The sequence below is a fragment of the Gordonibacter sp. RACS_AR68 genome (genome assembly GCF_030418485.1).
Lineage (GTDB): Bacteria > Actinomycetota > Coriobacteriia > Coriobacteriales > Eggerthellaceae > Gordonibacter > Gordonibacter urolithinfaciens.
Genome location: NZ_JAIPUP010000004.1, coordinates 17,563 through 38,340 on the forward strand (window position 1 = coordinate 17,563; position 20,778 = coordinate 38,340).

Genomic DNA, 20,778 nt, shown 5'->3' on the forward strand with positions numbered 1-20,778 from the left:
CGGCCGAACGCCCCCGTCCGACCGAAACCGAGCATATGCGATGACGCTACGTCGCCGTCAACGGCAAATCCCCGTCTTTCAGAAACTCGCAACAAAAACGAGGGGAAATCCCTCGCCGCCGAGCGCACTGCCCGGCTAGCAGCGCGGAAGAGATGCCAGCCACGCGTCCACCTGGGCCTGGTCGGCCTCCACGGACAGGCGCTTGCGGCGCGCCGTATGACCCGAGGCCACGCCCACGCGCGACTTCGGCACGCCGAGCGCCTCGGCCACCAGCTTGCACACCGCCTTGTTCGCCTTGCCCCCGTCGGGCGGTGCCGTCACGCGCACGCACACCTCGTCGGCGCCCGCCGCATCCGCGCGCACGCCCGAAACCTCGTCACGCCCCGAGCGGGGCGTGACGTGAACGGCTATGATGGCAGGCTTCATGACCCTTGCGCTCGGCCGACAGGCCAGCGGAGCTCGCTAGTCGATTTCCTCGAACTCGAAGGCATCGTCGGCATCGCCGAAGCCGGAGAGGTCCTTCTCCACGCGGGAGGGCGTGGGGGTGGCGGGCGCCACGGACACGGCGCCGGTCTGCGGCATGGCGTAGGCGGCGGTGCCGTCGACGTTGATGGGGGCCTGGGCGGGCGAGGTCATCACGCGGCCCGTGGCCTCCACGGTCGTCTCCGCCACGCGGGCGTGCGCGCTCGTGGGCAGGGACGGAGTCGGGATCTCGCCGCCGATCTCGGCCAGCTTGCGCGTGGCGTCGGCGATGAAGTCGGTGAGCAGCTCCTGGTAGTCCTCGCGGGCGTCCTCGCGATCGTCCTCGAGCTTCTTGATGGCGTCGAGCACCTTCTGCTTCTCGGCCTCGGCCTTGTCCACGATGCGCTTGGCCTCGTCCTCGGCATCGTTGATGGTGCCGGCAGCCGTGGCATTCGCGTTCGAGATGATCTCGTCGGCGGAGCGCTGCGCGATGATGAGCGCCTGGGCGATGGCGTTGTCGTCGGCCTTCTTGGCCTCGAGCTGGCGCTCGAGGTCGGCGATGCGCGCATCCTTCGCGGCCAGCTCCTCGTCGCTCGCGGCGGCGACGGGCGCGGGCACGTCCTCGATGCGCGCCGGCGTGTCGAAACCGGCGAACGAGGAGTCGTCCAACTGGCGCTCCAGCTGGTCTATCTGCGCGGTCATCGCGTCGATCTCGTCGGCAACGTGCTCCAGGAACACGTCCACTTCGTCGACATCGTAGCCCTTGCGGTCGATCGAGAAGCTCTGGTTGTGGATATCAGCCGAGGTGATTGCCATAGTCGATCCCTTCGTCCTGTCCGCGCGGACGCGGTTCAAGCGCAGCTAAAACAAGTTTACTATCAAACGTACCCCGAATTGTAGTACAAGCAGGGCGATGATGGGAGTAACGTCCACCATACCTCCAAGCGGGGGAATCAGTTTCTTGAACAGGTTGAGGTACGGATCGCACACGCGGCCGAGCACCCGGTAGATGTCGGCGAGCAGGCCGCGGTCCGTGGGGAGCCACGACATGAGCACGTACACGAACAGCACCATGCTGTACACGTCGGCTAGCGATACGATGAGGTATTTCAAGCTCAGCACGAGCCCAGCTCCTTCTCTTGGTAGACGGTCGGCGCCCGGGAAGGCGCGCTACAGCACGCCCTGGTTGCGCAGCGCCAGGCGCTCGGCCTCGGTGAGCGCGGCGCCCCGCGTGATGGCGAACACCTTGTCGGCCACGGCCTCCACGCGGGCGTCGAGCGCGCTCGACACGCCGAACGAGAAGTCCAGGATGCGCTTGGCCAGCTGGTCGGGCGTGTTGCGCAGCGCAAGCACCACCACGTCGCCCGCTTTCAGTATCTTGGCCACGCGTTCCACCTCGCCGTAGCTCGCGGGCTTGAGCACCGAGATGGCGCGCGACGGGTTGTGCGCGGGCGTGCCCGAGCCGGCGTACGCCTCGTAGGGGTCGAACGAGCCGGTGGCCTGCGAGGAAGCGGGCGCCGTGGCCGTCGCGGTGGCCACGGCCACGGTGGCGGAGGCCGCAGCCGCCCCCACGGTCGCCGCAGCCGGAGAAGCCGCCTTGCCCGTTGCGGGCTCCGCCTCGGCCGCGCTGGGCTCGAACAGCGCGTTCAGGCTCTCGGAGCGCTCGCGGCGCGCGGCCGTGTGGGCCGGCGACGAGGGCGCGGGCATCGTGGCGTCCACCACCGTGCGCTCGCCCCGGTAGCTGGACGACGTGGACGACACGCGGCGCGGCGGCAGCGGGTCGCGGCGCAGGCTGTCGGGCACCTGGGTATGGGCGCGCACGTCGTCGATGGACACGAGCTTGGGGAAGTCGGAATCCGACGAGGAGCGTGCGCTGCGGCTCCCCCCGCGCGCCGGGCGCGTGGTCACGGGCGCGTACGGATCGTAGCGCGAGGCGGGCGCCCCGTCGTCGTAGCCCGGGCCGTACTCGCCGAACTCGTCGTCGTAGTCGCCGAAGTCGTCCCCGTAGTCATCGAGATACGCGTCGTCGTATCCGCCGCCGTTGCCGGCCGCGTCAGCAAAGCCCAGCTTCGACTTGATGCCGTCGAGCATCCCGCCGCCGTGCTCGGATCGCTTGATTTTGGGCAGCTCCATGTTCACCACCTGCTTCGTTTGGTTCCGGCGGTCGAGCCGCCGCTGCGTTCACCCTGCTGCGTTTTTCCGTCTGTCCTTGCTTCGCGCCGCTCGAGGCGTGCCGGCGCCCATCGGCCCTGTGCGCAGTGCCCCGGCACCCGGGCCTCAAGCCTCGAAGGCATCGTCGAACACGGCCCTTCCGATGCGCACTATGGTAGCGCCCGCGCGCACGGCCTCGCGCCAATCTTCGCTCATGCCCATAGAAAGCCCATCGAACAGGGCCGCTTGCGCGGGATCGAGCCCGGCGCGCAGCTGGGCATGCAGGTTCGCGAGGCCCTCGAACACGGCGCGCGCCGCGGCCGGGTCGCCCTGCGGCGCCATGGTCATGAGGCCGCGCACCCGCACGTGCGGAAGGCGCGCGCATACGTCGAGCAGCGCGCGCACGTCGCCGGGAGCCAGGCCGCCCTTGCTCTCCTCCCCCGACACGTTCACCTCCAAGAGCACGTCCTGCACCTTGCCCGCCACCGCGGCGGCCTCGTCGATCTTGCGGGCGTGGCGCTCCTCGAAAAGCGAGTGGACGAGCGCGGCCGACCGCACGATGTCGGGGATGCGGCGCGACTGGATGTTGCCGATGAAGTGCCAGGTTGCCTGCGGGAACGCCGCCGCCTTCTCGGCCAGCCCGTCGGGGCGGTTCTCGCCGAAGTCGCGCGCGCCGGCTGCCAGGGCGCGCGCGACGGCGTCCGGGCCCACGGTCTTCGACACGGCCACGACCGTGACCTCAGCCGGGTCGCGCCCGGCCTCGCGGCAGACGGCGGCCACCTCGGCCGCCACGTTCGCATATCGTTGCTCGATGCCCATGGCCCTATCCTTTCTGCAGCACGGCGATGGCGCCATGGCGGCCGCAGGTGCCGCCCGACGCGCGGTAGGAGAAGTAGTCGTCCAGCCGGCAGGCCGTGCACGCGCCGGCATCCGCGATGCGCTCGGCGGCGAGGCCGGCCCCGCCCAGATCGCACGCGAGGGCGCGCGCGAGGTCGACATGCCGCCCGTCAGGGGCGACGTCCGCGCCATAGCGGTCCACGAACCGGGCGCGCACCTCGGCGCCCGTCTCGAAGCATTCCGCGTGGATGTGCGGACCCAGGTAGGCGTTGAGCGCTGCGGCCGCAGAGGACGGCGCTATGCCCAGCTCGGCGGCGTCGCGCGCGGCCAGGAGCCGCACGGCCTTCCCGGCGATGCCGGCTACCGCCCCGCGCCAGCCGGCGTGGACGACGGCGAAGCGCCCCGTGGGAGAGGCGAGCACCACCGGCACGCAGTCGGCGAAGCACAGCAGCGCCGCAACCTGCGGCACGTCCACGAGCAGGCCGTCGGCCCCCTCGAGCGCGCGGGCGCGCGCGGCCTCGACGGCGCCCGGCTCGGCCGAGGCCACCTCCACGATCTCGTCGCCGTGCACCTGGCTCGGCACCACGAGGGCCGCCTCCCCCGCGCCGAGCGCCTCCAGCAAGAGCTCCCGGTTGCGCGCCACGGCCGCAGGGTCGTCGCCCACGTGCCCGCCCAGGTTGAGCGCGGCGTACGGCCCCTCGCTCACGCCGCCCGCGCGGCCGGTGAACGCGATGCGCACGCCGGTGCGCTCGAACAGGGCCTCGTCGGTGAGCGCCGATAAGCGACGCGCGCCGAAGAGGCGCGCGTCGAGATGCGGTACGGGAAGGGTTGCGGCCGATGCCATGCAGGCGGCCCCTAGCGCTGGCGCTTCAGGAAGTCGGGAATGTAGTCCTCGTCCGCGAAGCGGCCGTTGTTCGACGACGTGGAGAACGACACCGGCGGCATGGACTGCTGCGGGATGGACGGCGCGGCAGGCTCGGGCGTCGTGGACGCGAACAGGTCCTTGCGCGAGAAGTCCATGGAGGACTGCTGCTGCGCGCTTGCCTTGAAGCCGGTGGCGATGACGGTGATGCGCACCTGGTCGCCCATGCCCTCGTCCACGATCTGGCCGTAGATGATGTTGGCGTTGTCGTCGGCGCAGGCCTCGACGGTGCGGGCCGCCGCGTCGACCTCGGTGAGCGTGAGGTCCGGGCCGCCGGCGATGGAGAACAGCACGCGCGAGGCGCCCGCGATGGACGTCTCGAGCAGGTTCGAGTTCGTGGCCTGCTGTGCGGCGTCGAGCGCGCGGTTCTCGCCGGAAGCCAGGCCGATGCCCATCATGGCCGTGCCCGCATCCTTCATGACGGTGCGGATGTCGGCGAAGTCGAGGTTGATGAGGCCGGGGATGGTGATGAGGTCCGTGACGCCCTGGATGCCCTGGCGCAGCGTGTCGTCGGCGATGCGGAACGCGTCGAGCATGCTCGTCTTCTTGTCCACGATCTCGAGCAGGCGGTCGTTCGGGATGACGATGAGCGTGTCGACTTTCTGGGACAGCAGGTCGACGCCCTGCTCCGCCTGGTTGCGGCGGGTGCGCCCCTCGAACGAGAACGGCTTCGTGACCACGCCGACCGTCAGCGCGCCGATCTCCTCGCGCGCGATCTCGGCGATGATGGGCGCGGCGCCCGTGCCCGTGCCGCCGCCTTCGCCGGCGGTGACGAACACCATGTCCGCCTCGGCCAGCGCCTCGCGGATCTCCGCGCGGCTCTCCTCGGCCGCCTGGCAGCCCACCTCGGGATTCGCGCCGGCGCCAAGGCCGCGCGTCAGCTCCTCGCCGATGTGGATCGTCTTGTCGGCATCCGACATGAGCAGCGCCTGGCGATCGGTGTTGACGGCGATGAACTCGACGCCCTTCACCCCCGCCTCGACCATACGGTTCACGGCATTCGTGCCGCCGCCGCCGACGCCGACGACCTTGATGACCGCCAAATGCTCGGAACCCATTTTGTTTGGCATTGTATCCTCCACACCTGCTGCGTTTCTTTATGCTGCGTTTTCCCAACGTGGGTACAGTTCACGTGGGGTTATTGTACACGATGCTCAACCATTTGCAAATTACGCCGCGGTAATGAAAACCGCACGTCCACAATATGAAACCGGTGGGAGGAAAGGGAGGGACCGCAGCGCCTACGGCAGCATCTTCGTGAGGTCGCGAGCACCGTAGAGGAAGCGCCGGATTTCCATCACATCGTCGAATACGACGTAGAAAAACCATGTAGTTACCGACTTCGAACCAGTAATAAGGTAGAGGACGCTCTCGGTTCGTTTTATACTGCAGCGATCGGAACCGTATCCGTTCTTCGTGAGGAACACGGGACCGCTTTCCAAAACATCGAGTTCGACTTCCGAGTAGTGGTTCCTCAGATCCGATATCGGCCTGATGTTCATAGCTCCTCCCTTCATCGTGATAATATTTTAGCGAAATTACACCACACTAGGTCTTGAGCTAGCAGGACGACAATAAACCGCTCACTCACCATTCATTAACGAAGCAGTCGTGCGTATCGGTCATCGTATGCAAGTCAATGCCGACAGCTAGGGCCACCACCATGGCTGGGAATATGTCGTCTTGGGTGGACAGGCTCATGGACGAGGCCGCGTAGTTCTCCATCTCCGCGCGCTCCGGCTCGCCGGCTGCCATGCGCACCAGGTCGTCGCGCACGGCGGCGATGTTGTTGCGCACGTAGCAGTGGATCTCGTCGTAGGGGCCCGACTCGGTCCAGCAGCTGCGCAGGCTGTCGTCGATGAGCGCCAGCACCACCGACCGCGGGTTGAAGCGGCGCTCGCCGTCCTCGGTGAGGTAGCCGTCGTACCAGTGCTCGAGCCCCTCGTAGCCTACCCGCGCGTCCGGTGTGCATGCGAGGTGCCGAGCGCAGAGCTCGCACACCTCGTCCTGGGTGAACCCGAAGAAGCGGTCGTAACGCAGATCCTCCACGGCGCCGTACTCGACGAACATGTTCAGCTCGGAGCCCGTGGAGTGCTTGGCGATGGAGAGGATGCCCGCCATGTGGGAGAGCTCGACGTAGGGCTTGGTTTTGAGCAGCTGCTTCAGGAGCATGAGGAACGAGCGCTGGCCGTCCTCGGTGAACAGGGGGTTGAAGAACAGGGAGTCCCATTCGTCCATGATGAAGCAGAATTGCGCTTTCGTGACATCGTAGACGCATTCGTGCGCTGCGAACAGGCCGATCCGCGGCTCGACGCCCGCCTCGGGAGCAAACGCGCGGAGGTCGTCGACGATGCCCGCGCGGATGGCGTCGATGTAATCTCGGTAGCTCTCGCATTCGTCAGGCAGCACGCTGAAGTCGATGTAGATGACGTCGTGGGCTCCGAGGTGCGCCATGGCCGCAGGGTCGCAGGACACTTCGAGCCCCTCGAACAGCGGGGCCGCGTCCAAGCCGCGCGTGAGGAAGCTCGCCAGCATTTGCGCGTTGACCGTCTTGCCTAACCGACGCGGACGCGTGATGCAGATATATCCCCCGTCTTGTCGACGAAGTAAGGCGAGCCCGTAATTCTTAAGGAGGTTCCCGTGGCATATATCAACAGTAACGCGCCGCCGGTCGGATATGGTTCGCAAGCCCAAGTATACCAACAACGACCCAGCGATCAGGATCCTTTCACAAAGCGTAAAAGAGCAATAACCCCTTGCGGCGCTTTTTTCGCAGCGGGGAGGTGCGTCGAGCTTTTCATGTCGACCTTAATGCCGATCGATGGCGGCGACCACTTTCGCGGACTTTTTTAGCGCGTCTCCGAATCTTGCGCTTATGGTTTTTCACGTCGACCAAAATGGGGTCATTCGGAAAAGCATTCTGAGCCCTTTCGGCGTAAGTTAGAAAATTCCCTCGACCTCCGCTCTTCCTAACTCGCTCGCGCACTTTGGCATTTCTCTTAGGCTTGCGGCCCCAATCACTGTACTCCAGATAAAGTGAATCGACTCGTTTTTTTGCTGGCCTGAACTTCCATTTGTACAACCGGCCTACTCTCCTGTACATGCGCTTGTAGAAACGACCGATAGTTCTTTGCCGCAGTCTCACCGACGTACCGTCAAAGGAGAACCCCAGATAGTCGATAGCGCATTTCGGCTCGTCTTCCGAGTCGAGCAGGTAAACCCCTCCGTCAACCATCCTAAACGAATGCGTCTTACGTGGATGAATCTTCAACGACGACATCGTTCCGGCCAAACGTGAAAACTCATCCCGCCCCTCTTCAAACCCTTCCTCGGTAGGCACAACGAAGATGAAATCATCCGAATAGCGCATATATAAACCGTCGTGCCTTTCGGCTACAGCTTTGACTGCCGCATCAAATTCCAGCATGTATATGTTCGCTAGCGTGCCACTAATGGGAAGCCCCTGGGGTACACCCTTTTCTCCGTTTTCCCTCCATGGACGCTCAACCGAAGCGCCCACCATGTTTTTGAACTCATCAGAGCTCAGCACTCTGCCCCTGTTGTTGAGTCGTTTGACGCCGCTCTTCGTATAAGGAAGCCCGTAGTGGTCGAGAAGCTTTTCTTATATCCCAAACCGAATGCCTGGTTGCATTCTTCAGCACATGGTAATAATCGTCCGGGATCGCACCGCCAGGGAACAATCGCCTAACCTGCTTTTTCAGATAAGCATGATCAAGCGTTTCGAAAAAGTCCTCGAAATCCCCCGCATAAGCGAAACAAGCTTCAAGATCTCTCATCTTCGAAAAAGCGCGCAACGCGAAGTCGCAGTTTGACTGCCCCTTGAGATGGGCGCGATACGCGATAGCGCAATCGCCAATGCCGATTTCGGTCGCAACATCGTTGTATCGTTCATTAAGCAAGCCCGAATAGTACTGATAAATGCATCTATCGAGGTGTGCGGCGTATTTTATAGGACGTGGATCGTTAAAAAACTTGCCATGTCCATCGGGCTTCATGCGGCGCAAGTCCCTCTGAATGAGGGGATAAAATGCATAGCTTTTTACAAAACCAGGATCCATGACAAGGTTGGCCTTGGCGGCGAACGAAGTCCTGAAATCAAAATGAACGTACGACTTTATCGTATGCGGCTTCTTAATGTAAGGAGGAATGCTATCCGTCATATCTCGTCTGCCCGGCAAGCCGGCCCTATCAAGGGGCGGCGTCCATTTCAGGGTCGGCTCGCTTACATAAATGCTGCGGCCATCCCGCAGCCCTTACCGCTTCATCGCGAAACGGTAGCCGCCTTTCGGGTCAAGCCCGTAAAGCAATCTTCATCTGCGGCACAATCGCCTTAGACGAAAGGAACGCATCCATGAGCCTCGCCGCGCTGTTTGTCAGCACCATTAGCCTAGCTGATGGAGATTTCGTGAGCATCCATCGATGGATGTTTACGACAGTGTTCCCCCACCGTGGCTAATTCCACGGTGCAAGATCATGTTAACTCTAACTCTATCGTTCTTGAAGTCCCAAGTTTTTCAATCAGCCAATAGGCGTCAAAACCACAATCAAGTTGATTAGCAACTTGATCCGAACACTTTGCCTTTCCTCTTGAAGTTAGCCGAACGCGTACGGTTGAGTCCGAGAATCCTTGTCCGAGGGCGGGCCCGAAGGGGGCGGCCGCGTAGGGGCAAGGATCATGGCAGAGAGGAAGCAGAAGCGCTACTTCAGGCTCACGAGGTCGGAGCGGGCCTCCATCGAACGAGAGTTCGGGAAGAGGAGGCCCTCGGCCCGCGACGTCGCGCGCGACCTCGGGCGCTCGCCCGCCTCGATCTCCGACGAGGTCAAGCGCAACCGCACGGTGGCCCGGGGCCCGGGCAAGGGCGAGCGGGCCGGAGATGCGCCGGAAGACGCTTGCGCGCGGCTGCAGGCGTGGCCTTGGACCTGCAACGGCTGCCAGCACCGCCGCTACGGATGCGGCAAGGCCCTCCGGTGCGAGTACTCGGCGGCGCGCGCCCAGACGCTCGCCGACGGGCTCTTGTCAGGGGCGCGCAGGGGCGTGAACGCCAAGGAGTACGACTTCGAGCGGGCCATGGCGACGATCAGGTCGGACGTGGCCCGGGGCCTCTCGCCCGCCCAGATAGCCTGCGGCCGCGCCGATCGGTTCAAGGTTCACCCCACGACGATATACCGCTGGATAGCGGCGGGCTACGCCGGCATGTCCGACGCCGAGCTGCGCCGCAAGGTCGGCTACAAGCCCAGGAGGGAGCCCTCCGCGGCCAAGCCGACCTCCCACGGCCCGGAGAGGTCGTACAAGGCGTTCTCGGCGCTCCCCGAGGAAGGGCGGGCGCGGGCTGCCGAGATGGACACGGTCATCGGGCTGTCCAAGGACTCGCAGTGCATCCTCACCCTCTACTCGAAGCCCTGCAAGGGTCCAGGTCTGCCTGCTTCTGCCCGAGAAGACGTCGAGCGCCGTTGCCGCGGCGCTCGACATGCTGGAAAGAGCGATCGGGAAGCCCCTCTTCCAGCGCCTATTCGGGCTCGTCCTCACGGACAACGGGTGCGAGTTCTCGGACACGGAGGCCCTCGAGCGCTCGGCCTTCCACGGGACGGCCCGGACTAAAGTCTACTACTGCGACGTGCGAGCGTCCCAGCAGAAGGGAGGATGCGAGCGAAACCACGTGGAGCTCCGCAAGCTCCTGCCCAAGGGCCGGGGGATCTCCTTCGACGAACTGGACGGCCGCGATCTGGCCGTCGTCATGAGCCAGCTCAACTCGGAGCCGAGGCCCTCCCTCATGGGCCTGTCGCCCACGGCGATGCTCGAGGCCGCCGACCCGGAGGCCGCGGCCGCCCTCATGGACGCGCTCGGCATCGAGGAGGTGCCCTACGGCAGGCTCGACCTGACGATCGGCGCCGTCGACCGGGATCGGGAGGAGAGGGGCCTGCCGCCGCTGGCCTAGCGCCTTCCAAAATATAACCTTCCCGGTCATAGGTATATCGAGCCGTCCGGATGAGCCTGCGAGCGGGCACGGAGGGCGTGGCGTAGCCTGCCCGCGAACTCATCCGTACACACCGACAAGCCGGCATACCCCCTGGCCGTGAATCAAAACAGGGGGTATGCCGCATTGCAAAACGTCCGGCTAACTGCGCAAACGCCTATCTAGGAGAGAACGTTCGGATAGCTTCGCAATTCAACCGAAACCACAATCATGAACCACCCCTCTAAGGTATGATTTGCACAGGGCATATAGGCCAATATCTACCGGCAGCGTGCGCTGCCTTTCGCTTCGTTCAAAAGCAGCAGAACACTTGCCTTAGAATCACAACGGTAGAACTACATTCCACCTTTCTCCCTGGTTTTCTTCAACGAGAAGCATTCGAAAAAGTAATAAACGACCAATGCGATCGAACCAAAAACGTAGCTCCAGCCGCCGTCGATCATGACAACGAAAATAAAGCAAATAGCCAATAAGAGCTCTCTAATGGAATGGGGGAATAAGTTTAGTCCAAACGATCGCGCCAGATTAAATTCTGAGATAAGGTTTCTTGTAACTATTCCTGACAGCATCGAAACGGCCAGCAGCACAAGGTTGTGGAACAAGAAGACCGAAAAAAAGGACAACACAACGCTGACACACATTGCAACAACATTTGCAATGAGTAGTTTGTTTTCCTTTCGAAGAGCCTTAAAATACGGAACGCACAGCATGCTCATTCTGCAATCAAAAATGCAGATGGGAAACAAGAGTCCTAAATATATTAGCGATTGGCTATACTGAGGAAGCCAAAACTCACAGAATATGCAACACGGAAAATAAAGCACGTATGCAATGGGTAAAAAAAGCGCAAGGATGCTTCGGATTTTGACAAAGTTTTCTTTTTGGGCTTCTTTCGAAGCTCTTTTTATATGCGGGAACAGCACCATAGAAACCTGACCGGCAAATGAAATGACAAAAGAAACAAGGGACACGGCAAAAGAGTAATAGCCAAACGTCGCTAAATCCCAGTTTGGCTCGATAAGCATCCTACCAAAACCGATAATAAAAGTACCTGCATAGTAGGAAATCATGATTTTCATGCCAGCGCCTATATCGATCTTGGTTGCATGAAGCACATCACGATTTTTTCCGGAAAACGAAAAACGAGCCTGCAGTATTTGACGACCGCTATACAACAGATACACCGTCGAAAAACACTGGCTCACAATGTAGAAAGCTACTATGACACGATAATCACCTGCACCGAGAACTAGGGCCGCCACAATCATTATGAAAAAGGAGGCCTTGGTAATAATTGCCGCTTTCGAGAAAATTTGCGTTAGATTGACCGCCTGAAAAACATAGGAAAGGTAGTTGGCCAGATTCACGACAATTGTGTATATGGACAAAGCGGCGGCAATCAGACAAAACTGGGCACTCAACCTAGCAAGCAAGGCAAAGGCAATCAAAAGCGCCGAAAAGAAGAATTCCAGGATTAGCACCAGAACCATTTGCGCTTTTATCCCGGCGTGATCAAGGTCCCCGTAACGTTGACCACCAATACGCAAATACAAGCCGTCGTTAATCCCGACAAGAAGGCACCCAGAATACCCTGCGTACAGCAAAAAAGACTGCCAATATGCATATTCCTCCACCGCAAGGATTTTGGGGACAATCAGAGACATCAAGATACTCGACAGGAGAGCAACACCTTGCGCGCTAAACGCATAGGCAAGATTTTTCTTTATTCCTTGGTTTTCCTGAGGCAGCGCCGTCATTGTGGGTTTTCTCTTTCCGCGTTGAACGAGGCAAGAATCACAGCGATGCACAGGAACAAGACGAACGTCTGAAGACCTATGTAGGACAACGACCGCTCCGCTAAGCAATAGAGCATAAAGTACGCAAGAAATGCACTGATCAATTGGTTTTGCATTTGATTTTTAGCATACCGCGATTTGTCAAACACTACAGCAAGCATCAGAAGATATGACAATACGCCTGTCAGCCCGAACATCAGCAGTAATTCGACAATCGCATTATGCGACCCCGTATGCACAGCCCCCAAACCATTCGCAGCATAGACAGATTTTATTAAGAAATAGACCGGACTCTCTTCAGACCAAAAATCACCATATCCAAAGCCGAACAACGGTGATGTTTCAAGAACGAGCTGCGAAATAGATTTCCATATTGTTGTTCTCCCTGTGAGATCTGAGGTTTTGCCCCAAATCGCTAGCACGTCAGAAAATAGCGGAAGTATCGCCGTGGCAAACAAAAGAAAACCCACGCTGAGAAGAACCCAGAAAGTCCCTTTTCGTTTTAGAGAAAGGACTCCCCTCCTATCCAAAACGACGAAAGCCGCTGGCACAACTGTGCAAATTAATCCACCAAGCGCATCTGCCGACAAGAGCATTCCCCCAAAGCCTAGAAGCATCAATACAAGAATCCACCGCGGAATAGATAGCGTTAGACTCTTGTCCTGTGGCAAATAGACCAGCAGTCCGAGTAAAAACAGAATACAGAATGCGATAAAACCCGCGCAGACATTTTTCGTTGTCCATATTCCCGTAAAGGCTCTCGTTGTTTCATAATCGACAAACCCATAGCCTGGCAGAAAAAAAGCAAGAGAGCAGCAGAGGAAGACTATCGCAACTGCAATAAACACAGATTTGAGCAGGTTTTCAAGGTTGAACGAATCGGCCACAGAAAAGGCGAATAGAGCCAACAGCGCAAGCCGAGCAACATTCCACAAACCAGAGCTAGGAACATATTGGCTGATAAAAGACGATATCCCAATGCAGAGAAAAAACAGCACGACGCTAAAAAAGGGGAAGGTAATTTTCGTTTTCAAAATGGCGCCATTAACCAAAAAATGCCAAGTAACATATGCTGCCATCATCGCATAAACAAGAGCGGTAAGTGGACTTGTCACCATACCGCCAATGAGCCTATCCAACGTTCCAGGAACCCCGAAAAGGCGGACGAGCACGACGGTCAGCAATAAACATCTGAACCCCGCCCCTTTCCCTTTTTTCGTTCTAAGCTCTATGATATGTAGATCTGCGGCACTCATCGGAATAGCACCTTTTTGTATGAATCGATTAGTATATCGCTAGACTTATCCCAGTTATATTTTTCAAGCCTCAGCTCTTCAACCGCCTTTACGCGGTTCTCGTATTCGTCGTCACAAGCATTGATCGATTTTCGAATTACCTCAGCCAGTGACTCAACATCCCCAGAACGAAACAAGTAGCCAGTTCTTCCAGAATCCGTTTCCTCCACAAATGCCGGAATATCACTGGCAATCACTGGCTTTTTATAGGAATATGCCATTAGCAAGGCTCCGCTGCCGTAAATATTCAAGTAGGGAAAAACGCAGTAATCGGCTTCCTGATGCAGATTTTCTAAATCATTTTCTTCAACGAAACCCGGCCTCACCAAAACGAACGATTCCACGGAGAGCTGTCTCGATAGCTCTAAGTAGTCTGTGGAATTGTTTTTATCTTTCGCGCCGGCGATCACGATTCGACAGCGTTTTCTGTAAGAAGGCTCCAACAAGGCCGCGGCTTGGAGCAGGATATCGATACCTTTGTTTTTTCTCATCACTCCCAGAGAAAGAAAACAAACTGGATCTCGCTTCTCGGCCTTTTTGGCTGGCCTTTTCGAGTAACAGCCGTGAGGCATAATCGTAGCCGCAGGGGCCTTGCTTGAAAGCGATTGCTCTAACTCTGCCTTACTTAGACCATTATGAACTACAAGCACATCACATTTTTCATAGAAGCGGCCATACGCCTCGGCCTCGCCGGCTTGTGCCTCATGCTGCACAACGTTATGCACCGTAAAGGCCATCGTTCCAATCAAGCCGATTTTTTTCAATGCCGCGTAAAGGGGCATCTCGATCGCATATTTCTTAAACGTCTGAATGTGCACGACATCATAACTGTTTAAGGCGATATTGACTGTAAGGCGAACGAGCCCTATCAAGTATTCGATGTAAGAGAGCACGCTTCGATTTCCATGAGAAGTGTTGAACAAAATCGGATACAGCCTCTCGCACTTAACTTCTAAATCAGAGCTCTTCATATCATGCGAAGTTGCAAGGAAAACTCTGGCCTTGGAGCCGAGCGCCATGCAAAGTTCAGCTGAATAAGAATTTCCCGGAAGCATGTGATCGATCATTAAAATCTTCATTGAAGACCCGTTTCCAAACCCTAATCAGACCACTCGATTGAAAACTCGTCCGATATTTCCGACAGAGGAATTTTTCGCCGGAAAGCTTGCTCCACAAGCCGTACTTTTGAATATCCTCGACCCATCAGAGAGTGATTGTCCCCCGTGTCGCGAACATATATGCTCGCTTTAAAAGGAAGAGGTTCGAGCGGGCGTCCGAGTTCTTTGCAAATGCGAGGGATATCGCCGTGCCTCTTACGAATAATGTGCGGATTAAGGTTATTAGACGAGGTCAACGGTTCGTAATGCTTTTCAGGCAAATCTTCAGCGGAGTATTTCACTATCGTTGAACTTCCATTTGGAAAATGAGAGCCAGACTTCACGAAGCCATTGCCAACGTGGTAGAAATAGCCATTTTTTGCATAGAACCCATTCGATGATTGATGAGAGTTCGCAAATCCAGCAATCCTGTTGCTCTGAATATCGTCTGCGTCGACAAGCATAACGAAACCGCCACCTAACGCACGCACCCTCATGGCGATCTCATGAACCTTATAGCCTTTATCCCTCATCATCGCATCGGGGTCTCCGGGAATTGACGCATCTACCTCAATAAACTCAACTCTCTCATCATAGGAATGCGCAAGATGCGGCTTTTCATGACAAGCCACTATAACCCTGAAATCAGGATCGGTCTGGTTGTATACCGACCACAAGGTTCTGTTGAAAAACATCTGAACCTTTTCCCAGTCGCTTGACGCCTTTGCACTTCTAAGGGGAATGCCGAATGTAATCATTAATATCTCCCCAAGCTGCAATATTCGTTCACGTTAATATTTTCCTTGATAATCCTCGCAGGAACGCCAGCGACAGAGCAATTGCTGGGCACGTCATGGATGACCACTGCGTTTGCTCCAATAATAACGTTATCAGAAATGGTTACTTCGCCAAGAACCTTTGAGCCGGTGGCAATGTAAACATTGTTGCCAATGACAGGCGCTCCCGGCTTATTGGAGCGCCCCCCTATTGTCACATTCGTGCCTATTAGCACATGTTTTCCAATTTTTGCGTTCCTTACAACGACCGTCCCTAAACCGCCGTATAGGAACTTGCTGCCCTCGCCAATCTCGCAGTCATATGGCACCACGCAACTATGAAACAAGTAATTGACGCCCTTTAAAATTTTAGGAAAAAAAGGAATATGCCGCAGATAGAACCATCGAGATGCTTTATACATACCATATGTGCTCATGCCACTACCTAACTATCGGAGGCTTCATTCGCCAATTACAGTCGCCACAGCGACCAACCCAAAGCAGCCGCCTCGTTGGGATTAATAAGTCCCTTCACATCAATGACGACTCGCTGCTCGACAGGAACAGCTTGGCTAAACAAAGCATCCCACTCTTCAACAGACTTCTGTTTGAATTGTTCATGAGCAACAGCAAGGACCACGCAGTCGGCCTGAACCGCCTCAAAATCCATCAAGTCGACATTGTAGAAACGCCTAGCCTCTTCCTTGTCAGCCCATGGATCCACCACCGTCGGAACAACGCCGTAGTCGGCAAGACCCGCAATAATGTCGACTACCTTTGTGTTTCTGATATCCGGACAGTTCTCTTTGAAGGTAAGCCCCATGATCACTATTCGCGCATCCTTCGGAGCTTTTCCAGCTCGCACAAGCTGCTTGATTATCGCATCCGCAACGAAACCGCCCATATCGTCATTCACCTTGCGGCCAGCAAGGATAATCTGAGAATGATAGCCCAGTTTCTCCGCCTCGTATGTAAAGTAATAAGGATCAATACCTATGCAGTGGCCACCGACGAGACCCGGTCTGAATCCCAAGGCATTCCATTTGGTATTCATTCCGTCAATTACCTCATTGGTGTCAATGCCCATGCGATCAAAAACCATTGCCAGTTCGTTCATGAAGGCAATATTGATATCTCTCTGGCTGTTTTCAACAACTTTAATTGCCTCAGCGGTCTTAATGGTTGAAACAGGATAGGTGCCAGCCGCTATAACAATGTTATAGACATTCTTGATGTCCTCAAGAGACTCCGCGTCCATACCGGAAACTATCTTACGGATCGTCGTCAAGGTATGCACCCGGTCGCCCGGGTTGATCCTCTCGGGAGAGTAACCAACTTTGAAATCAATGCCACATTTCAGGCCCGACTCTCTTTCCAAAATCGGAACACAAACATCTTCGGTGACGCCCGGATAGACCGTCGACTCGAAAACAACAACAGAGCCAGGCATCAACCTTGGCCCAAGTGTCTCACACGCACCGACAACTGGCGTCAAATCGGGTGTTTTGTCCAAATTGATGGGCGTGGGAACAGCAATGATGTGGAACAAGGCCTCTTTAAGTCTCTCAGGATCATCCGTAAACTCGACCTTGCACTCCCTCAGCGCTTCGGATCCAACCTCGTTTGTCACATCAATGCCATTTTCGTACTGGTTGATCTTCCGTGAATTGATGTCGTAGCCAACCACCTGAACATGTTTGGAGAACTCAACGGCGATAGGCATGCCCACATAGCCCAAACCGATAAGGGATAACTTTGTCTGCCCTTGCACCAACTGCTCATAAACGCTCACACTCGTTCCCTCCTATCAAGAATTGAAGCAATAATCCAGCGCCTCAATAAAGCCAGACGCCATAGCGCCGATGCTCATTTCTTTGGCGAAAGTATCCTTGCAGCTTTCGGACATCTTGCCGAGCCTTTCACGATCAACGGAAAGGCCAACTAGTTCGGAAATGAGCTGGTTCTCGTTTTTCGCCACAACCCCATTTTCCCCATCAACGACATACTCTTTTTCGGGCCCGTGAACACCTTCGCTTAACATAAAAAAGGGCAAGCCCCAAAACATGGCCTCGTTTACGGCAAGTCCAGCTGATCCGGGAACGCTAAAAACATCCGCCAACGCGAACAGCTCGCAAACTTCATCGCCATAGCGTTCTCCAAAATAATAAAAATTTTCATGGGAGTTCACGGAGGCTAATACGTCATCGGACATACCAGGCCCCGCAACAACTAGGCCTATTTGAGGAAATTCCTTTAGCCCCTCTGTAAGGAGCTCCAACCTTCGATTCTGATTGATTCTAGCCACGAACAAAACGACAAACGACTGCGATATGCCGTATTTTGCCCTCAGAGCATGGTTGTCGTACTGGGATCTATCAATTCCAGAAAAACTTAGCGTATTGGGAGCAATAAAAAGCTTGTGCTGGTTCTTTTTCTTAAAATGTTTCCGCATGCAGGGCATATACGTTATAAGGGCATCGCACTTTGAATGAACCCTATGAAATGCTGCGTTCTTGACGATGTTATTTGGATCGGCAATGTTTATGCCATGGTTCCAATAGATGACCTTTATCTGATGTTTTTTGCAGTAGCTAATCACATCAAACAGGATTCCATCTTTGAGGTGTAAAAACAAAATCACTGCTTCGGGCTTCTTGGCATCAATGGCCGCTTTCCAGTCCTTCAGCGATTCAAGTTTTACGCAATCGAACCTAATAGGATTGACGTCATCCTGAAACGAATCTCCGGCAACGCTAAGAGCATAACCGTGTTCTTCAAGTATCGGCGCGAGGTCATTGTAGACCTTGACTCGATAATGCAGCACTTTGTTCGACAAAAGGAGAACTTGTTTCATCTCTAATCAAATTCCCCCGCAAAATAGCGCTCATAACCGTCGAGCAGCGCTTGACTGGTATGCCCCCAGCTAAGTTCGTTCACAACCCGGTTGCGGCCGTATTCGCCCATGGTCTTGCGACGCTCTGGATCCTCCAAGAGCTTGACGACCTTCTCTGCCATGTTCGCAGGGTTGTTGGGCTCAGCATAGAGGCTTGCATCCTGAGCGCTAAACCGACCTTCGGTCAAATCAAACTGGACGATCGGCTTCGCAAGGGCCATGTACTCTAAAATCTTATTCATGGTCGACTTGTCGTTCATAGGATTGAACTCGTCGCTGTTCACGCAAATATCTGCTGTGTTCAGGTAACGGAGCAAATCTTCATCGCTCACCCTGCCGGTGAACTCAACACAATCGTCAAGCCCCATGTCGGACGACATCTTACGCAGCGCATCCAGATGCGGCCCGCCTCCCACAATCCCCCAGAACACGTCATTTCGGGCTTTCTTGATAATCTTCGCGGCTTCCAAGAGATATTCGATCCCCTCCTGTTGCCCGATAACACCCAGGTAGCCGACCATATACTTCTTGCCACGCTTGATGCTCTCGTCGCTAGGTTGAATACGCATGCGCTCAAGTTTCGGGCCGCTGCGCAATACGATTATGCGATTCGGATCCATTCCTCCACGCTCAATGGCGATGCTCCGGTAACTCTCATTGGTCACAAATGCAAATTTTGCGTTCTGGTACGTCTTTTTTTCCAGATAGGTCTGACTCTTGTACAGCATCTTTTTTACAAGGCCAAGCTCTTCTTTTTTTCCGAATTTGGCCTCGAAGAGTTCGGGGCAGATGTCGTGATGATCAAATACATAGTCAACGCCACGGCTCTTGAACTTCTTGGCAACCATATAGATATCATCGGGCGGGTTGCAACCATGAATGACGTCAAACCCGTGTTCCCGATAGACAATCTCCGCAAGCTCACGCTGAGCCTTAAGAGCGCCGTAGTATTCCCGCACGTACCCGACAACGCCATTGGCCTCAGGGAGGTCATGCCGGTAAATATGAACACCTTCTAACTCTTCCATCTCAGCTGTTGCGCCTTTTCCTTTCGGGCAAATCACACTAACTTCGTAGCCATTGGCCGCAAGCGTCGTCGCTTCCTGCCAAACACGGGTGTCAAAAGGAACGGGAAGGTTTTCAACAATGATTAGAATTTTTCGATTTTGCTCACTCACTTTTTGAACTCCGGGTATTTCGAGTAATCGATTTCATCAATAAGCCATGCGTATTTTCCACGCTTGTTTGTTCGCAACTCCTCGACTTCACGAATTTCAATGTCTAGGAGGCCTTCGCATTTTCTTTCAAAATAGGCGGCCAGAGTATCGCGGTCCTCTTCCGCAAAAGGCTCGTCCATGACCACGTCTAAGAACACATGGCCTGGGCGATCTTGAACATACTGATACAAGCGCACCTTTTCAAAGGGGCCGGAATGCGGTGAAACTGTTCCCTTGTATATGCGTGCGCCATTCTTTGCAATGATTCTAGCTTCCGACGTCGTATGACCACGAACCTCCATATGGCCATTCTTATCAATTACGACATAATCATCAGTCGCATACCTTACCAGAGGCATTTTCTTGCTCAGAAAACCCGTGGACACAATCCTAAACACATCCGATTCATCGGTTGGGAGCAGCTCGGTGTATCCGTATAGTCGATTAATTCTATAGCCATCCCTGTCTCTCTCCAGGAACGCACATCTCTCGGTATGGCCGTAGTAGGTAATGCATGGGCAATGAAGCACCTCTTCGACTTGCCTTCGGTCAGACTCTGACGAACCTTCTCCGTAAAAGAGGACGAACTTTAAATCTAGCTTTTTCTTGTTTCTCCTGATCAAATCACAGAGAACCGAAATAGCAGAGGGATAACCTGCCACAACTTCAGGAGAATAGGCTTCTATGATCCCCCAAACAGAATCGAATTCTTCGCTCTTGAAAAGCCTAAACGGCGAAATCACAATCTCGTTTTTCAAAGGCGAATAATAGTAATCGGAGTCCTTGTTATGACCCCAGAGAGCAAGGGTTCTGGTTCGTCGTGCGTCGTAGCCAAACTTCTCCATAAAATGGCAAACCACGGCACGCTCGCGATAGATTGACGCCCGATCGAGCAATACCCGAAACACCTTTCCTGTGCTTCCCGATGTATGCCCCTCATAACAATCAATATCTTCATCGGAGTAGAGCTTATTTCCCTGTTCTTGAGCTATAAATTTGTCAATGAGAGGGACTTTTTCAAAACCTTCGAACGAAGACATGTCTTTTGGGTTGAATCCGATACTGTCGAAAAGCTCCTTGTAATACTCCGTGTGCTGGTACGCATAGACACACTGCTTCTTCAATTCTCTAAATTGAATTGCCAGCTGATCCTCCTCAGACATGCAGTCAAAGTCCTCGAGTCTTTTATGCATCTCTTTATAGTGAGGGTTTCCAATCATTGCCTGCACGAACAATGGGGCCAGCAAATGCTTTATGCCCTTGGGCATATTTTCATACATGTTCTTAAGTTTTTCGCTATTCATTAATTTCGTCCTCCGAGCCGATGGCGAGGGCA

General features: G+C 55.8%; 22 protein-coding genes. 2 read left to right on the plus strand and 20 right to left on the minus strand.

Annotated elements, in window-relative coordinates; all coding sequences use genetic code 11:
- Positions 1-135: 135 nt before the first annotated feature.
- The 11 genes from K9U15_RS09280 to K9U15_RS09330 all read right to left on the minus strand — a co-directional run bounded on the left by K9U15_RS09280 (position 136) and on the right by K9U15_RS09330 (position 8,553).
- Positions 136-426, minus strand: a complete 291-nt coding sequence (locus K9U15_RS09280) for a DUF167 domain-containing protein (RefSeq protein WP_015539748.1) — start codon at positions 424-426, stop codon at positions 136-138.
- A 36-nt stretch (positions 427-462) separates the two neighbouring features.
- Complete coding sequence (locus tag K9U15_RS09285) at positions 463-1,278, minus strand: DivIVA domain-containing protein (protein ID WP_015539749.1); 816 nt, start codon at positions 1,276-1,278, stop codon at positions 463-465.
- Between the two features lie 45 nt (positions 1,279-1,323).
- On the minus strand, positions 1,324-1,584 hold the full coding sequence (locus K9U15_RS09290) for a YggT family protein (protein ID WP_041239409.1): 261 nt from the start codon (positions 1,582-1,584) through the stop codon (positions 1,324-1,326).
- Between the two features lie 48 nt (positions 1,585-1,632).
- A complete protein-coding gene (locus tag K9U15_RS09295) occupies positions 1,633-2,595 on the minus strand; it encodes a cell division protein SepF (RefSeq protein ID WP_096228559.1) in 963 nt (320 codons plus the stop codon).
- Between the two features lie 144 nt (positions 2,596-2,739).
- Positions 2,740-3,432: a YggS family pyridoxal phosphate-dependent enzyme gene (locus K9U15_RS09300; RefSeq protein WP_096226885.1), complete on the minus strand. Its 693-nt coding sequence runs from the start codon at positions 3,430-3,432 to the stop codon at positions 2,740-2,742.
- A gap of 4 nt (positions 3,433-3,436) precedes the next feature.
- Entirely contained in the window at positions 3,437-4,294 is an 858-nt protein-coding gene (locus K9U15_RS09305) for a polyphenol oxidase family protein (protein ID WP_096226886.1), read from the minus strand.
- Positions 4,295-4,305: 11 nt separating this feature from the next.
- Positions 4,306-5,442, minus strand: a complete 1,137-nt coding sequence (gene ftsZ, locus K9U15_RS09310; protein WP_041239412.1) for a cell division protein FtsZ — start codon at positions 5,440-5,442, stop codon at positions 4,306-4,308.
- Positions 5,443-5,613: 171 nt separating this feature from the next.
- Complete coding sequence (locus K9U15_RS09315) at positions 5,614-5,874, minus strand: hypothetical protein (protein ID WP_227153985.1); 261 nt, start codon at positions 5,872-5,874, stop codon at positions 5,614-5,616.
- Between the two features lie 85 nt (positions 5,875-5,959).
- Positions 5,960-7,078, minus strand: a complete 1,119-nt coding sequence (locus K9U15_RS09320) for an AAA family ATPase (RefSeq protein WP_331712879.1) — start codon at positions 7,076-7,078, stop codon at positions 5,960-5,962.
- Between the two features lie 91 nt (positions 7,079-7,169).
- Positions 7,170-7,895, minus strand: a complete 726-nt coding sequence (locus K9U15_RS09325) for a reverse transcriptase domain-containing protein (RefSeq protein ID WP_301156105.1) — start codon at positions 7,893-7,895, stop codon at positions 7,170-7,172.
- A 13-nt stretch (positions 7,896-7,908) separates the two neighbouring features.
- On the minus strand, positions 7,909-8,553 hold the full coding sequence (locus K9U15_RS09330) for a hypothetical protein (protein WP_123674519.1): 645 nt from the start codon (positions 8,551-8,553) through the stop codon (positions 7,909-7,911).
- Between the two features lie 515 nt (positions 8,554-9,068).
- Between K9U15_RS09330 and K9U15_RS09335 the strand changes: the two genes are divergently transcribed.
- Entirely contained in the window at positions 9,069-9,992 is a 924-nt protein-coding gene (locus K9U15_RS09335) for a helix-turn-helix domain-containing protein (RefSeq protein ID WP_154249256.1), read from the plus strand.
- Positions 9,993-10,050: 58 nt separating this feature from the next.
- Positions 10,051-10,329, plus strand: coding sequence for a hypothetical protein (locus K9U15_RS09340; protein WP_096226890.1), 279 nt, complete (start codon positions 10,051-10,053; stop codon positions 10,327-10,329).
- Positions 10,330-10,703: 374 nt separating this feature from the next.
- Here K9U15_RS09340 and K9U15_RS09345 read toward each other — a convergent pair whose 3' ends face one another.
- The 9 genes from K9U15_RS09345 to K9U15_RS09385 are packed head-to-tail and all read right to left on the minus strand — an operon-like array spanning position 10,704 to position 20,746.
- Positions 10,704-12,125, minus strand: a complete 1,422-nt coding sequence (locus K9U15_RS09345) for a lipopolysaccharide biosynthesis protein (RefSeq protein WP_123674516.1) — start codon at positions 12,123-12,125, stop codon at positions 10,704-10,706.
- Complete coding sequence (locus K9U15_RS09350; protein ID WP_096226892.1) at positions 12,122-13,420, minus strand: O-antigen ligase; 1,299 nt, start codon at positions 13,418-13,420, stop codon at positions 12,122-12,124. The genes K9U15_RS09345 and K9U15_RS09350 overlap by 4 nt, the downstream gene beginning before the upstream one ends.
- Complete coding sequence (locus K9U15_RS09355) at positions 13,417-14,526, minus strand: glycosyltransferase (protein ID WP_157780531.1); 1,110 nt, start codon at positions 14,524-14,526, stop codon at positions 13,417-13,419. The genes K9U15_RS09350 and K9U15_RS09355 overlap by 4 nt, the downstream gene beginning before the upstream one ends.
- A 32-nt stretch (positions 14,527-14,558) precedes the next feature.
- The gene (locus K9U15_RS09360; protein WP_096226894.1) at positions 14,559-15,314 is read right to left on the minus strand and encodes a hypothetical protein; all 756 of its coding nucleotides are present in this window, start codon (positions 15,312-15,314) and stop codon (positions 14,559-14,561) included.
- Positions 15,314-15,769, minus strand: a complete 456-nt coding sequence (locus K9U15_RS09365) for a serine O-acetyltransferase (RefSeq protein WP_096226895.1) — start codon at positions 15,767-15,769, stop codon at positions 15,314-15,316. Before K9U15_RS09365 ends, K9U15_RS09360 begins: the two co-directional genes overlap by 1 nt.
- A gap of 35 nt (positions 15,770-15,804) precedes the next feature.
- On the minus strand, positions 15,805-17,124 hold the full coding sequence (locus K9U15_RS09370; protein WP_096226896.1) for a nucleotide sugar dehydrogenase: 1,320 nt from the start codon (positions 17,122-17,124) through the stop codon (positions 15,805-15,807).
- 15 nt (positions 17,125-17,139) lie between these two features.
- A complete protein-coding gene (locus K9U15_RS09375; protein WP_096226897.1) occupies positions 17,140-18,186 on the minus strand; it encodes a glycosyltransferase family 4 protein in 1,047 nt (348 codons plus the stop codon).
- Between the two features lie 2 nt (positions 18,187-18,188).
- Positions 18,189-19,403: a glycosyltransferase family 4 protein gene (locus tag K9U15_RS09380; protein WP_123674514.1), complete on the minus strand. Its 1,215-nt coding sequence runs from the start codon at positions 19,401-19,403 to the stop codon at positions 18,189-18,191.
- The gene (locus K9U15_RS09385; protein ID WP_096226899.1) at positions 19,400-20,746 is read right to left on the minus strand and encodes a phenylacetate--CoA ligase family protein; all 1,347 of its coding nucleotides are present in this window, start codon (positions 20,744-20,746) and stop codon (positions 19,400-19,402) included. Before K9U15_RS09385 ends, K9U15_RS09380 begins: the two co-directional genes overlap by 4 nt.
- Positions 20,747-20,778 lie beyond the last annotated feature (32 nt).